The organism is Niallia sp. M35 (genome assembly GCF_050971705.1).
GTDB lineage: Bacteria > Bacillota > Bacilli > Bacillales > Cytobacillaceae > Niallia > Niallia circulans_A.
Genome location: NZ_JBPCEP010000013.1, coordinates 115,159 through 130,320, shown reverse-complemented (window position 1 = coordinate 130,320; position 15,162 = coordinate 115,159). Strand labels below are relative to the sequence as shown.

Sequence of the window (15,162 nt, the reverse complement as noted above, 5' to 3'; positions counted from 1 at the left end):
CAATTGACTGGTGACATAGTTCTCGATAAACTTAATGAGGAATGAAAAGTATTAGAGTTTTTCTCAATTCGGTTTATGTATGGGAGTGAAAGTGAAAGTGGAAAGAATTTCATGGGATGAGTATTTTATGGCACAGAGCGAATTGCTGGCTTTAAGAAGCACATGTACAAGATTGGCAGTGGGGGCAACAATAGTTCGAGATAAACGGATAATTGCTGGAGGGTACAATGGTAGCATCGCTGGTGGTGTTCATTGTATTGATGAAGGCTGCTATGTAATTGACAATCATTGTGTCAGAACTATCCATGCGGAGATGAATGCTATCTTACAATGTGCTAAATTCGGCGTTCCAACTGCTGGGGCAGATATATATGTTACGCATTTTCCTTGTCTTCAATGCTGTAAGGCGATTGTCCAAGCAGGTATTAAAACAGTTTATTACGAATTGGATTATAAAAATCATCCATATGCGCTAGAGTTGTTTGAACAGGCTAATATTGAAACAGTGCAAGTGGAAAGAAAAGAGCTGGAGAAAAAAGAGGAGAAAAAGGCATTAGTAGAAGCTCTTGTAAAACAATTAAAAGAAAATAATGCAGATTCTGTAGAGGCAAAGGCTTTGGAAAAAAGAGCGGCAGAATTATTCTCCATTATACCTACCGCAAAAACGTCTATTTAATTAAACCTCTCTACTGCCTGTCTACAGCGGTCTTGTGAGGAGCGATTTATGATTCAAACAAAGCTATTGTACTTCGCAGTATCAGCCTTATTCGGCTTGTTGTGTGCCTATACACAACAGGTATTGGTCTATATATTCTATTTTTTATTTATAGGCTGGTTACTTTTTATGAAGAAAGGGAGATGGAAATTAGCTGCTTTTCTGCTGTGTACATTTCTTTTATTCCTTGTTCGAGGAGGTTATGATGATCATGGGAACAGCTCGAAAATAAGGGAGGATACTTCCTCTTTCTTCGTTACTTTTATAGAACCAGCTGAGATAGATGGAGATAGGTGGCGGGTAGTAGGTAGGGAAAAACAAACAAAAGAAAAGCTACTGCTTTCTTACAAAATAGAAACGAAAGAAGAAAAAGCCTTTTTAAAAGCGAAGAGGGTGATAGGGAAGACATGCTCTATTAAGGGATCTTTGTCACTTCCATCTTCTCAGCGAAATGAAAATGGTTTTAATTATCAGCAATACCTGGAAAATAATTCGATTTATTGGCTAGTATCAGTGGGGAATTTGGATTTAAGCAGTTGTGTGACAGAAAGAAATATTATTCTATCATTAAAGCAGCTAAGAGAAAAAGGGACTATTTGGATTGAAAATCATTTTTCAGAAACAACAATTCCAATTGCAGAAGCTTTAATTTTTGGTGATCGTAGTATGATGGAGGAAGATCTGCAAAAAGCATTTCAACGTATAGGCATTATTCATCTACTAGCTATTTCTGGTTCCCATGTTGTCGTTTTAATAGGTATCGTTTATTTTTTACTAATACGAGTTGGTTTAACGAGAGAAAGAGCTAGTACTATTCTGCTATTGCTTTTACCAATATATGCAGTTTTAACCGGGCTAAGCCCATCCGTAATTAGAGCTGTATTTTCTGCTTTTATCCTCTTAGCTATAAATAAATTTTATACTTCCTCTTCTTTGCCGATGATCGATATAATCAGTATAGTTTTTACCGTATGTTTATTTATTCAACCAAGAATGTTATTTAGTGTTGGATTTTTATTATCTTTTATCGTCTGTTTTTTTCTCATTGTTTCATCCTCACTAATTAAAGAATACCATTCCTCAACCATTAAAATGTACTTCTTCCTGACATTTATTTCTGAGTATGCTGTTATCCCCGTTATCCTATACTACTTTTTTGAAATTCCCACCTTATCTTTACTAGCAAATCTTATTTTTATTCCTTTTTATACGGTAATTGTTTTGCCGTACTTACTTGTTCTCTATGTCCTTTCCTTTGTATTCCCACCATTTATTTCTTTTTTTTCTTTCCCGTTAGATGCTGTCATCCTATTATCTGATAAGCTGGTGTTGAAATTATCGAATTTTCCATTTAGCACCATTATATTGGGAAGGCCATCCTTCTTTTTTATGTGCGCTTATAGTCTCAGCCTGCCCATCTTCTTTTATTTATACGAGAATTTGGCGAAGACTGTAAGAAAGTGGTTATATTGTCTTCCACTCTTGCTTTTGAGTGTTCAATTTCTAAACAATATCTATCCACCAAAAGGAGAAATTACTTTTATTGATGTTGGGCAAGGGGACAGCATTCTTATTCAACTGCCATATAATAAAGGAACTTATTTAATAGACACCGGTGGTACTGTCAATTTCCCGAAAGAAGACTGGCAAAAGAGGAAAGACCCTTATGAAGTGGGAGCCAAGACCGTTGTCCCCTTTTTAAAAAGTAAAGGGATTCGTACAATTGATAAATTAATCTTAACCCATGGTGATTTAGACCATATAGGAGGAAGTACTGCTATTATTGAACAATTACGTGTAAAAGAGATAATGTATCCAAATGTGAAAGGAGATTGGTCTGTGGAAGAAGAGCACTTACTAAAATTAGTGGAAAAGAAACGAATCCCCATTCGTTTTATGCAAGCAGGTCAGAAGTGGAGTACGGGGAAGGAGTCTTTTATGGTTTTAGCACCAATAGAGAAGGAGAATTTAACAAAAAATAATAGCTCGATTGTCATTTTTGCAAAGATCGCTGGTATTACATGGTTATTTACCGGAGATTTAGAAAAAGAAGGAGAATTAGCACTTATGAACAAATATCCGGATTTAAGAGAAATAAACGTTTTAAAGGTAGGACATCATGGTAGTAAAACTTCTTCAACGAGTGTATTTATAGAGCAGCTTAGACCGAAAATTGCCGTTATATCAGTTGGGATAAATAATAGGTATCATCATCCCAGTATGGATGTGCTCACCATTTTAGAGGACTATAAAGTGAAAGTATTCAGAACAGATGAAAATGGGGGAATTTCTTTTTATTTTTCGGAAAAAGGTGGCACGTTTCAATTGCAAATTCCATAGAATATAGCAATAGTGAATGGCTATAATAATGGAAAAATGTCATCTAAATACCTATCCGATTGGAATAAAAAATACTTACCTATATGGACATGAATCGTACTGATTTCCTTTGTTGTCAAGAGTTGACACAAATAGAATTTAGCCATTGGAGCACACTATTAATATAATTGCACCGTTACACATTAAGTATCCTAGGCCTTAATGTGTAACGTTCATTATAGATTGAAGGAAGGTCCTTAAGATAGTCATTTCTTTGCTGCTAATAAATCTTCCTAGAGCTTAAACCAAAGCTTTAGGAAAGAGTTTCGTTAACAAGAGATGATGTCGAAAGGACCTTCTTTCTGTATGTAAATTTTCGAAAAGAAGGACAACTGTTAGGAATTTCGTATATAATAATTGATTAGGGATAGTTTTCTATGTAAATAAGGAACAATGGTTTTTTTAGGGAATGGGGAGAAGAAATGATCGAAGAATTATGGAAAAAAATAAAGAATAGAGATTTTTCTTTTGTCTATCTATTATATGGGCTTGAGTCTTTTCTAATAAATGAAACAAAATATTTATTATTGCAATCATTATTAAACGAAGAAGATGAGGATTTTAATTTATCTACATATGATTTAGAGGAAACACCAATAGAAGTAGCGATAGAGGATGCAGAGACAATCCCATTTTTTGGAGAAAGAAAGGTTGTTGTATTAAATAATCCCTTTTTCTTAACAGCTGAAAAGTCTAAGTCTAAAGTGGAACATAATGTAAAAAAACTAGAGGAATATTTGAAAGAGCCATCTCCGTTTACAATTATGATTTTTATAGGAAGTTACGAAAAATTAGATGAAAGAAAGAAGATAACCAAACAACTAAAAACAACAGCATCTATTTTAGAAGCAAAAAAATTAAATGAACAAGAACTAAAGAAATGGTTAAAACAACGTGCTGCATATAATCATGTGGAGATAAATGAAGATGGACTTGATACTATTTTAAGTCTCGCTGGAACTAATTTGTCTCTTTTGACAACTGAAATTGATAAGATGGCTTTATACGTCCAAGATTCAAAGTTAATTACGAAAGAGATTGTGGAAGAATTAGTTGCTAAATCGCTTGAGCAAAATATTTTTTCTCTTGTCGATAAAGTAATCTCTAAAAAAATAGATGAAGCTTTGCGGATATATTATGACTTATTAAAACAAAATGAGGAACCGTTGAAGATTCTATCTATCATTACGAATCAATTTCGCTTAATTTATCAAGTGAAAGGACTTGCACAAAAAGGATATGGACAACAGCAAATTGCTAGTGTTTTAAAAGTTCATCCATTCCGAGTAAAATTGGCAGCTGGACAAGCTAATCGATTTACAGAAGAGGAACTAACAAAGTGTATCCGTCTATTTGCGGAAGGTGACTATCAATTAAAAACAGGGACAATGCCTAAAAACATGGTCATAGAAATGATTCTGTTTCAAATAGGACGTGGAGTATAAAGGCGATCTAATCTAAATGAGGTAGGACTGCCTCTCGTTCCTATAGGTGTCTTGAGTGTGGTGACGATAAAACTTTTTAACCTGAACAACTGTATGAAATTGTTCAGGTTTTTCTCTGTTTAATTCATGTTTAGTGGAATCCGTCTGCACAAGCTTTATAAATAAAAAAAGACTATCAGGAAGATAGTCTTTTTTACTCATTATGCGTTTAAAGCATTTTTTCTTTTAGCTAAACGAGATTTTTTACGAGCAGCAGCATTTTTATGAATAAGACCTTTAGCAGCAGCTTTGTCTAACTTACTAGCAGCTTCTACAAAACTTTCATTTGCAGCAGTTGTATCATTAAGAGCAATAGCAGCTTCAGTCTTTTTAACAGCAGTACGCATTGCAGATTTAACTGTAGTGTTTTGAGCGTTACGAGCTTCACTAGTTTTCACACGTTTAATAGCAGATTTAATATTTGGCATTTACGTTCACCTCCTAAAACGAAGCATCAAGTTCATTATTTAAACTCGATATATACATTCCTAAAAAACTTAAAGAACAAGTGATATTTTATCAAACGAGGACTAATAATGCAATACCTCCAGTCAAATTGCACAATATGAATTTTTTTTGAGAGAAAGGCAATGCTAGTAATAATAAAATGATTAATTGAATAGGAAGGGGATAACAATGGAGGAAAAACTAGATTTAAGTATGTATTCAGTACGAACAGATTTGGCAATTGAAGCAAAAGATTTAGCTTTACATAATCAAGGGCTTGTTCAAAATGAACAAGATCAGTCACGTCTCGATGGGGTAATTATCAAGGAGAAAGAAGAAAATGGTATTAAGATGTCCTATGTGGAGGTCACCAAAAAGGGCGAAGAACTAATCGGGAAAAAACAAGGGAAATATTTAACGATAGAAGTGTTAGGTATTCGACAGCAAGATACTAAATTGCAAGAAAAGGTAGAGCAAGTATTTGCAAAAGAGTTTTCTCAATTTTTAAAGCAGAGCGATATAAAAGAGGATGCTTCTTGTTTATTAGTTGGTCTTGGGAACTGGAATGTCACTCCTGACGCATTAGGACCCCAGGTTTGTGAGAATATACTAGTAACGAGACATTTATATGAATTGCAGCCAGAAAGTGTGGAAGAGGGCTATCGACCGGTATCAAGCTTAGCCCCTGGTGTGATGGGGTTAACAGGAATCGAAACAAGTGACATTATAAAAGGGGTTGTCGAGAAAACAAATCCTGATTTTGTGATTGTTATTGATGCTCTTGCATCCCGCTCTATTGATCGTGTGAATTCTACGATTCAAGTTTCCGATACAGGTATCCATCCTGGCTCTGGTGTAGGTAATAAACGGAAGGAACTAAGTAAAGAAACGCTAGGCAGACCAGTAATTGCTATCGGTGTACCAACTGTCGTAGATGCTGTGTCTATTACAAGTGACACAATTGATTATATATTAAAGCATTTTGGCAAGGAGCTAAGAGAAGGAAATAAACCATCGAGAGCTTTGGCGCCAGCTGGCTTGACCTTTGGTGAACAAAGAAAATTAACGGATGAAGATTTACCAGAAGAGCAGCATCGTAAGACATTTCTAGGTATTGTTGGAACATTGCCTGAGGAAGAAAAGAGAAAGCTAATCTATGAAGTATTATCACCAATTGGTCATAACTTAATGGTAACGCCTAAAGAGGTCGATGTCTTTATAGAAGACATGGCGAATTTACTTGCAAATGGCTTAAATGCGGCGCTTCATTCAGCGATCAATCAAGAGAATGTAGGGTACAATACCCACTAAATTTATTAAAAGGGTTCTACCATTCCTAGTTACTTCATATATTTCAATAGAGTTACTAGGGATGATAGTTTTGGAAAATACAAACTTGGTACTGAAAATAAAGGAGATTGATCAAGTTGAAACTATATACATTAGGTGCTGTCGGAATTGTTTTGTTGATGTTTATTTGTGTATTATTTGGCATGCAGCAAGCAAATAGTGGAATTCATAAAATGAAAGGGTATGAAGATGAGGGATTCCAAAGTGCTGTAGCCATAAATAAGGAGAATGGAAATTTAGAAGCATCTGTCCTTGGAGAAAATATTACTAGTCATGATCTGGATGAAAAGAAACAGCAATTAGAGGAAATGAAAGCTTTTAATTTATTGTCTAGCATCGGAAAAGGAGTAGCAGATACGATATCTTCTGTAGCAGAAAAAGGAGTCAATCTCGTTGGAGATATAATGGAAGAAAAAGAAAAATAGAAGACTGTTTAGTAAATCATTTTACTTTTCGTTGAATCTTATTCTTCACACTGCTATAATCAAAAATAGTGTACATGCGCGATTATTGTAGGAGTGAACTAAATGAACAGAGAAGAGATGTTAAAGAGACAATCAAAAATTAGAAATTTTTCTATTATTGCACATATAGATCATGGGAAATCAACCCTCGCTGATAGAATATTAGAAAAAACAAATGCACTCACAGCACGTGAGATGAAAGATCAGCTTTTAGATTCAATGGATTTAGAAAGAGAACGCGGAATCACGATTAAACTAAATTCCGTCCAATTAAAATATCAAGCAAAAGATGGAGAAATTTATACATTACATCTCATTGACACACCGGGACACGTGGATTTTACATATGAAGTATCTCGAAGCTTGGCTGCTTGTGAAGGGGCTGTATTAGTAGTTGATGCCGCTCAAGGAATTGAAGCTCAAACATTGGCTAACGTTTATTTAGCGATTGATAATGATTTGGAAATTGTTCCAGTTATTAATAAAATTGACCTACCAAGTGCTGATCCTGAAAGGGTTAGAAATGAAATTGAAGATGTTATAGGGTTAGATGCTTCTGAAGCAGTGCTGGCTTCTGCGAAGGCTGGTATTGGGATAGAAGATATCCTCGAACAAGTCGTAGAAAAGGTTCCTGCACCACAAGGAGATCCAGAAGCACCATTAAAGGCACTTATTTTTGATAGTTTATATGATGCTTATCGTGGTGTTGTTACTTATATTCGAGTAGTCGATGGAACAGTTAAACCTGGTGACAAAATCAAAATGATGGCAACAGGAAAAGAATTTGAAGTTATTGAAGTAGGTGTGTTTACACCAAAAGCAGTTAATGCCGATCATTTATCTGTTGGGGACGTAGGATTCTTAACAGCAGCAATTAAAAATGTTGGCGATACTCGAGTAGGTGATACTATCACTAATGCGAAGAACGGTGCAACAGAAGCACTGCCTGGCTACCGTAAGCTAAATCCAATGGTTTATTGTGGTTTATATCCAATAGATAGTGCAAAGTTTAATGATTTACGTGAAGCATTGGAAAAATTAGAGCTTAATGATTCTGCGTTACAATTTGAACCAGAGACATCGCAAGCATTAGGATTTGGTTTCCGTTGTGGTTTCCTAGGTTTGCTTCATATGGAAATTATTCAAGAGCGCATCGAGCGCGAATTTAAAATTGACCTAATTACTACTGCACCAAGTGTTATTTATGATGTTATTTTGACAGATGGAACAGAAATAAAAGTAGATAATCCATCAGCAATGCCTGATCCTCAAAAAATTGACAGAATCGAAGAACCATATGTAAAAGCAACGATGATGGCCCCAAATGAATATGTTGGTGCGATTATGGAATTATGCCAGCAAAAGAGAGGTGTCTTCATCGATATGCAATATATGGATGAGACTCGCGTTAAAATAACGTATGAAATTCCTTTATCGGAAATTGTTTATGATTTCTTTGACCAATTGAAATCAAATACAAGAGGATATGCGTCTTTTGATTATGAACTAATTGGCTATAAAACATCGACGTTGGTTAAAATGGATATTCTGTTAAATGCAGAACAAGTAGATGCACTTAGCTTCATCGTTCATAAGGATTTTGCTTATGAAAGAGGAAAAGTTATTGTAGAGAAATTAAAAGAGCTTATTCCGCGTCAGCAATTTGAAGTGCCGATCCAAGCTGCAATTGGGCAAAAGATTGTTGCTCGTTCTACTATTAAGGCGATGCGCAAGAATGTATTGGCTAAATGTTATGGTGGAGATATTTCTCGTAAACGTAAATTGCTAGAGAAGCAAAAAGAAGGGAAAAAACGAATGAAACAAGTTGGTTCGGTTGAAGTACCGCAAGAAGCGTTTATGGCTGTATTACGTATGGACGACAATAATACGAAAAAGTAAAAATGACAATAAAAGCATTGCATGGTCATTATGCAAGAAACTTGCTAATCGCAACATGGACTGCTATAAGTAAAGGGGTAGATGCCAGGTAGGTATCAACCTCTTTTCTTATTTTTATTGAAACAAGTAGGAGAAACTTATTGGTTAATATAGTTTAATTAATTTAAAGGTTGTGAAAAATTGATACAAGCAGCATATATCCATATTCCATTTTGTGAACATATTTGTCACTATTGCGATTTTAATAAAGTATTTTTAAAAGGACAGCCAGTTGATGAATACTTAGACTCTTTAGAGAAAGAGATGAAGCTGACCATTGAAAAATATGGACAACAAGAGCTGTCAACGATTTTTGTCGGAGGAGGTACACCAACAAGCTTATCAGCTTCCCAATTAGAACGACTTTGTGGAATGGTGAATAAAGAACTTAAGCTTCGTCCAGAGCAAGAATATACGTTTGAAGCCAATCCTGGTGATTTAACAGAAGATAAATTAAAAGCTTTGTATGAAGGAGGCGTGAATCGTCTTAGCTTTGGAGTACAGTCTTTTAATAATGAGCTACTAAAGAGAATTGGGAGAACGCATAAGGCGGAAGATGTGTTTTCATCCATTGAAGCAGCTAAAAAAATCGGTTTTAATAATATCAGTGTAGACTTAATTTATAGTTTACCAGGTCAAACGTTAGAAGACTTTCAAGAAACATTAAAGACAGCATTTACATTAGATATTCAGCATTATTCAGGATATTCTTTAATTATAGAGCCTAAAACTGTCTTTTATAACTTAATGAGAAAAGGAAAACTACCTACACCTGGAGAAGATGTGGAAGCAGGTATGTACAGCGTCTTAATGGACGAGATGGCAAGACATGGTTTTCAGCAATACGAAATTAGTAATTTTGCGAAGCCTGGATTCGAAAGTCGGCATAATCTCACATACTGGAATAATGAAGAGTACTTTGGGTTTGGAGCTGGATCCCATGGTTATGTACATGGGAATCGCTATTCTAATTATGGACCTTTAAAGAAATACATGCAGCCTTTAGAGCAAGGTGAGTTTCCGATTATGCATGAACATAAGGTAACCGTTATAGAACAAATGGAAGAGGAATTATTCCTTGGGTTAAGGGAAAATAAAGGAGTAAGTTTATCTTCATTTGAACAAAAATATAATGAAAATGTATTAGAGCTATTTGATAAGGAAATAAACAAGCTAATAAGCAGAGAGCTTATTGAAATAGAAAGTGATTATTTAAAATTAACACATAAAGGCAGATTTTTAGGGAATGAAGTGTTTCAATCCTTTATCGGAGTTCTTGAATAATCATAATCTAGGTTTGTCATGAAGTAGTATACGAGAAGGGAAAAATTTCTTATAGAAATAAGGTGCAAATTATTGACACAGCCCCTTTGTTTTTGCTACTTTATATATAGATTTAGCACTCGTTAATAAAGAGTGCTAACAGAGGTGATTAATGTGTTAACTGATCGTCAATTATTAATATTGCAGGTGATTATTGATGATTTTATTTCAACAGCACAACCAGTAGGCTCAAGGAGCTTATCAAAGAAAGAAAACATTACATTTAGCTCCGCCACTATTCGCAATGAGATGGCAGATTTAGAGGAATCTGGTTTTATCGAAAAAAACCACTCTTCTTCTGGGCGTGTTCCTTCAGAGAAGGGTTATCGTTTTTATGTTGATCATCTTTTATCACCACAGAAATTAAAGCGTTCAGAAATATTGAGAATTAACTCACTGTTTGCAGAAAAAATATACGAATTAGAAAATATTGTACAAAAATCTGCTAAAATATTGTCTGATTTAACAAATTATACTACTATTGTCCTTGGGCCTGCCGTTAAAGAAAATAAATTGAAGAAGATTCAAATTGTTCCTTTAAACAACCATACGGCCATTGCTATTATTGTGACAGACTCAGGACATGTGGAAAACAGAATGTTTCACTTGCCAGATTCTGTTCACGCAGGGGAAATAGAGAAACTAGTAAATATTTTAAATGACCGGTTAACGGGTGTGCCGATTGATAAGCTTCATAATAAAATCTATAAGGAAGTCGCTACCTTATTGAAACAGCATATTAGCAATTATGAGTATTTTATCAACTCTCTTTCTGAAACCGTGAAAATCGATACCCATGAAAAGTTATTTTTTGGTGGCAAGACAAATATTTTGAGACAGCCTGAATTTCATGATATTACAAAAATAAGAAATTTGTTAAATATGATTGAAAAAGAGGATGGAATACCAGAGCTCATTCGTAATAACTCATCCGATATTAGTATTAAAATCGGGAGAGAAAATAATAATACGGCAATGGAAAATTGCAGTATTATCTCTGCTTCTTATCGGATTGGGAATGAGCAAATTGGATCGATTGCGATTCTTGGCCCAACAAGAATGGAATATTCAAGAGTTGTGAGCTTATTAAATATATTATCGAATGACCTGACAAAAGTACTCACTAATTTGTATCAAAAGTAACTTCTGTGGAATATTTAAAAGTGTGGATTGAAGGTCTAAAGTAAGTAAAGAGAAGGTTGGTGAATTTCTATTTGCCAATCTGTCCCGTCTTTATGTAAATAATCCTTTAAGGGAGGTGAACAAGTTGGCAGAAGAAAAAGCAACGAACAATGCAGAGATGGAACAACAAGCAGCACAAGAAGACGTTAAAGTCGAAGAAACAGTTGAAGAAGTTTTCGAAGAGGCAGAAGCGTCTCCTTCCAATGAGGGAAATGTAGCTGAAGAATTAAAAGCTGCTAATGATAAAATTGCAGAGCTAGAAGCTAAATTAGAAGAAGAATCTAATCGTTATCTTCGCTTGCAGGCTGATTTTGATAATTCACGCCGCAGATCAAGGCTCGATATGGAAGCGGCTCAAACATACAGAGCGCAAAGTCTTGTCATGGACTTATTACCAAGCATCGATAATTTGGAAAGAGCATTAAAAATTGAGGCAGTAGATGAACAAACACAAAGTTTATACACAGGTGTTGAAATGGTTTATCGCGGAATCCTTGATGCTCTTAAAAAAGAAGGTGTAGAGGCTATCGAAGCAGTTGGAAAAGAATTTGATCCACATCTTCATCAAGCAGTAATGCAAGAAGAAGTCGAAGGAACGGATTCAAATATTGTGGTAGATGAGTTCCAAAAAGGGTATAAGCTTAAAGACAGAGTCATTAGACCTGCAATGGTTAAAGTAAGTCAATAAGCGTTACATATTAAAAAATAGGAGGGAAATTTCCATGAGTAAAATTATTGGAATTGATTTAGGTACAACAAACTCTTGTGTTGCTGTACTTGAAGGTGGAGAACCAAAAGTTATCCCAAATCCAGAAGGCAATAGAACATCTCCATCTGTAGTAGCATTCAAAAACGGAGAACGCCAAGTAGGGGAAGTTGCTAAACGTCAATCTATTACAAACCCAAACACTATTATGTCTATTAAACGTCATATGGGTACGGACTATAAAGTAGAAGTAGAAGGCAAAAACTACTCTCCACAAGAAGTTTCTGCGATTATTCTTCAATACCTAAAAGGCTATGCAGAAGAATACTTAGGAGAAAAAGTAACGAAAGCAGTTATTACAGTGCCTGCATACTTTAATGATGCAGAACGCCAAGCTACGAAAGATGCTGGTAAAATTGCTGGTTTAGAAGTAGAACGTATTATTAACGAACCAACAGCTGCAGCATTAGCATATGGTTTAGATAAAACAGACGAAGATCAAACTATCTTAGTATATGACCTAGGTGGAGGTACTTTTGACGTATCTATCCTTGAACTAGGAGACGGCGTATTTGAAGTAAAATCTACTGCTGGTGATAACCGTCTTGGTGGAGATGATTTTGACCAAGTAATCATCGATTATTTAGTAGAGCAATTTAAAAAAGAAAATGGCATCGATCTAAGCAAAGATAAAATGGCTCTACAACGTTTAAAAGATGCTGCCGAGAAAGCGAAAAAAGATCTTTCTGGTGTAGCTTCTACACAAATTTCTTTACCATTTATCACAGCTGGAGAAGCTGGACCACTTCACTTAGAAGTAACTTTATCTCGTGCTAAATTCGAAGAAATTTCTGCTTCATTAGTTGAACGTACAATGGGACCAACTCGTCAAGCGCTTAAAGATGCTGGTCTAAATGCATCTGAAATTGACAAAGTAATCCTTGTAGGTGGATCAACTCGTATCCCTGCGGTTCAAGAAGCAATCAAAAAAGAAATCGGTAAAGAGCCGCATAGAGGAGTAAACCCTGATGAAGTAGTTGCAATGGGTGCAGCTATCCAAGGTGGTGTAATTACTGGTGATGTAAAAGACGTTGTTCTTTTAGACGTAACACCACTATCATTAGGAATTGAAACAATGGGTGGGGTATTTACAAAGTTAATCGAACGTAATACAACAATCCCTACCTCTAAATCACAAGTATTCTCAACTGCTGCTGATAACCAAACAGCTGTAGATATTCATGTACTTCAAGGGGAACGCCCAATGGCTGCGGATAACAAAACATTAGGCCGCTTCCAATTAGCTGATATTCCACCTGCACCACGTGGAATTCCGCAAATCGAAGTTTCATTTGATATCGATAAAAATGGTATTGTAAATGTTCGTGCGAAGGATCTTGGTACAAATAAAGAACAAACAATTACGATTAAATCTTCTACAGGCTTATCAGACGAAGAAATCGATAAAATGGTAAGAGAAGCAGAAGAAAATGCTGAAGCTGATAAAAAGCGTAAAGAAGAAGTGGAACTAAGAAATGAAGCAGATCAATTAGTTTTCACTACTGAAAAAACGTTAAAAGACTTAGAAGGTAAAGTGGACGAAAGTGAAGTTGCCAAAGCAAATGAAGCAAAAGATGCTTTAAAAGCTGCTATCGAGAAAAACGAATTAGAAGAAATTCGTGCGAAAAAAGACGCTCTTCAAGAAATCGTTCAAGCTCTTTCTATGAAATTATATGAAGAAGCAGCACAAGCGGCCCAAGCTGCACAAGGTGCAGACGGCGGTGCATCTGATAAAGATGACAACGTAGTTGATGCAGAGTTTGAAGAAGTAAAAGACGATAAATAAAAGAAATAAAACCATATACGTCTAGCGAAAAGTCAAAGTCAGGTTATCTTGACTTTGACTTTTCTTTTCAATCGGAAGTTTTTTAAGCGATAATTAGGAAAGATAGCAATAAACTATTGTACTTTAGAAAAGCAAAATGATACAATAGCATCTATGTGAAAAGAATCGGGGAGTGGTAATCAATTATGGATAAACGGGATTACTATGAAGTCCTTGGAGTCAGTAAAGGGGCTTCTAAGGATGAAATAAAAAAAGCGTATCGTAAGCTTTCAAAAAAGTATCATCCAGATATTAATAAAGAAGCAGATGCAAATGAAAAGTTTAAAGAAGTGAAAGAGGCCTATGAAGTACTGAGTGACGATCAAAAAAGAGCGCACTATGATCAGTTTGGACATACAGATCCTAATCAAGGCTTCGGCGGCGGCGGAGACTTCGGTGGTTTCGGTGGTTTTGAAGATATCTTCAGCACTTTCTTTGGTGGTGGAGGATCAAGAAGAAGAGATCCGAATGCTCCGCGTCAAGGGGCTGATTTACAATATACGATGACACTATCATTTGAAGAAGCAGCATTTGGGAAAGAAACGGAAATTGAAATACCAAGAGAAGAAAATTGTGAAACATGTAATGGCACGGGAGCAAAACCAGGGACTAAGCCAGTTACATGTAAGCATTGTAGTGGTACTGGACAATTGAATGTGGAGCAAAATACACCATTCGGACGTATTGTGAATAGAAGAACATGTAATTACTGTAATGGAACTGGTAAAGAGATTAAGCATAAATGTTCAACTTGTGGCGGAACTGGAAAAGTGAAAAAACGTCGCAAAATTAGTGTTAAAATTCCAGCAGGTATCGATGATGGTCAACAATTAAGAGTCTCTGGGCAAGGAGAGCCTGGCATAAACGGCGGGCCAGCAGGTGATTTATATGTTGTGTTCCACATAAGAAGACATGACTTCTTCGAGCGTGATGGAGAAGATGTATACTGTGAAATGCCGATTACTTTTGTTCAGGCTGCACTAGGTGATGAAGTGGAAGTACCTACTATTCATGGCAAAGTGAAATTGAAAGTACCTGCGGGAACACAGACTGGAACAAAATTCCGCCTTAAAGGCAAAGGGATTCCAAATGTACGTGGATATGGCCAAGGTGACCAGCATGTAATCATTCGCTTAATTACACCTACAAAATTATCTGATAAACAAAAACAACTATTACAGGAATTTGCTGAAGTATCTGGAGATACTCCTCGTGGAGAAGAAGAGGACAGTTTTTTCTCTAAGGTAAAAAAAGCATTTAAAGGTGAATAATCAAAAAGGAGTTGGTAG

Annotated in this window: 12 protein-coding genes; 11 read left to right on the top strand and 1 reads right to left on the bottom strand. The window is 35.7% G+C overall.

The annotated features are described in order from the left end of the window. Window positions 1-97 precede the first annotated feature (97 nt). The 3 genes from NiCM35_RS18835 (at window position 98) to holA (ending at window position 4,539) form a co-directional block, all read left to right on the top strand. Window positions 98-676, top strand: coding sequence for a ComE operon protein 2 (locus NiCM35_RS18835; protein WP_095334265.1), 579 nt, complete (start codon window positions 98-100; stop codon window positions 674-676). Between the two features lie 48 nt (window positions 677-724). Then, window positions 725-3,055, top strand: a complete 2,331-nt coding sequence (locus tag NiCM35_RS18830; protein ID WP_095334263.1) for a DNA internalization-related competence protein ComEC/Rec2 — start codon at window positions 725-727, stop codon at window positions 3,053-3,055. 461 nt (window positions 3,056-3,516) lie between these two features. Then, a complete protein-coding gene (gene holA, locus NiCM35_RS18825) occupies window positions 3,517-4,539 on the top strand; it encodes a DNA polymerase III subunit delta (RefSeq protein ID WP_095334261.1) in 1,023 nt (340 codons plus the stop codon). Between the two features lie 200 nt (window positions 4,540-4,739). Here holA and rpsT read toward each other — a convergent pair whose 3' ends face one another. Next, window positions 4,740-5,006 carry a 30S ribosomal protein S20 gene (rpsT, locus tag NiCM35_RS18820; protein WP_016202952.1) on the bottom strand — a complete coding sequence of 89 codons (267 nt, stop codon included), beginning with the start codon at window positions 5,004-5,006 and terminating at the stop codon, window positions 4,740-4,742. 208 nt (window positions 5,007-5,214) lie between these two features. Between rpsT and gpr the strand changes: the two genes are divergently transcribed. The 8 genes from gpr (at window position 5,215) to dnaJ (ending at window position 15,144) form a co-directional block, all read left to right on the top strand. Next, complete coding sequence (gene gpr, locus NiCM35_RS18815) at window positions 5,215-6,336, top strand: GPR endopeptidase (protein WP_095334259.1); 1,122 nt, start codon at window positions 5,215-5,217, stop codon at window positions 6,334-6,336. Between the two features lie 116 nt (window positions 6,337-6,452). Further along, window positions 6,453-6,800 (top strand): DUF3679 domain-containing protein, encoded by a 348-nt coding sequence (locus NiCM35_RS18810; RefSeq protein WP_095334257.1) that lies wholly within the window; start codon window positions 6,453-6,455, stop codon window positions 6,798-6,800. A 102-nt stretch (window positions 6,801-6,902) separates the two neighbouring features. Next, on the top strand, window positions 6,903-8,738 hold the full coding sequence (lepA, locus tag NiCM35_RS18805; protein ID WP_123257994.1) for a translation elongation factor 4: 1,836 nt from the start codon (window positions 6,903-6,905) through the stop codon (window positions 8,736-8,738). Between the two features lie 180 nt (window positions 8,739-8,918). After that, complete coding sequence (gene hemW, locus NiCM35_RS18800; RefSeq protein WP_095334253.1) at window positions 8,919-10,061, top strand: radical SAM family heme chaperone HemW; 1,143 nt, start codon at window positions 8,919-8,921, stop codon at window positions 10,059-10,061. Window positions 10,062-10,214: 153 nt separating this feature from the next. Beyond that, window positions 10,215-11,243: a heat-inducible transcriptional repressor HrcA gene (gene hrcA / locus NiCM35_RS18795; RefSeq protein WP_433780512.1), complete on the top strand. Its 1,029-nt coding sequence runs from the start codon at window positions 10,215-10,217 to the stop codon at window positions 11,241-11,243. A gap of 124 nt (window positions 11,244-11,367) precedes the next feature. Further along, entirely contained in the window at window positions 11,368-11,970 is a 603-nt protein-coding gene (grpE, locus tag NiCM35_RS18790) for a nucleotide exchange factor GrpE (protein WP_275068604.1), read from the top strand. Between the two features lie 34 nt (window positions 11,971-12,004). Next, entirely contained in the window at window positions 12,005-13,834 is a 1,830-nt protein-coding gene (gene dnaK, locus NiCM35_RS18785; protein WP_095334249.1) for a molecular chaperone DnaK, read from the top strand. A gap of 185 nt (window positions 13,835-14,019) precedes the next feature. Next, complete coding sequence (gene dnaJ, locus NiCM35_RS18780; protein ID WP_047941309.1) at window positions 14,020-15,144, top strand: molecular chaperone DnaJ; 1,125 nt, start codon at window positions 14,020-14,022, stop codon at window positions 15,142-15,144. The last annotated feature ends 18 nt before the right edge of the window (window positions 15,145-15,162 follow it).

Coding starts and splice junctions, on each gene's coding strand:
- NiCM35_RS18830 (WP_095334263.1), top strand. CDS start 725: ATGATTCAAACAAAGCTATTGTACTTCGCAGTATCAGCCTTATTCGGC.
- dnaK (WP_095334249.1), top strand. CDS start 12,005: ATGAGTAAAATTATTGGAATTGATTTAGGTACAACAAACTCTTGTGTT.
- rpsT (WP_016202952.1), bottom strand. CDS start 5,006: ATGCCAAATATTAAATCTGCTATTAAACGTGTGAAAACTAGTGAAGCT.
- dnaJ (WP_047941309.1), top strand. CDS start 14,020: ATGGATAAACGGGATTACTATGAAGTCCTTGGAGTCAGTAAAGGGGCT.
- gpr (WP_095334259.1), top strand. CDS start 5,215: ATGGAGGAAAAACTAGATTTAAGTATGTATTCAGTACGAACAGATTTG.
- lepA (WP_123257994.1), top strand. CDS start 6,903: ATGAACAGAGAAGAGATGTTAAAGAGACAATCAAAAATTAGAAATTTT.
- holA (WP_095334261.1), top strand. CDS start 3,517: ATGATCGAAGAATTATGGAAAAAAATAAAGAATAGAGATTTTTCTTTT.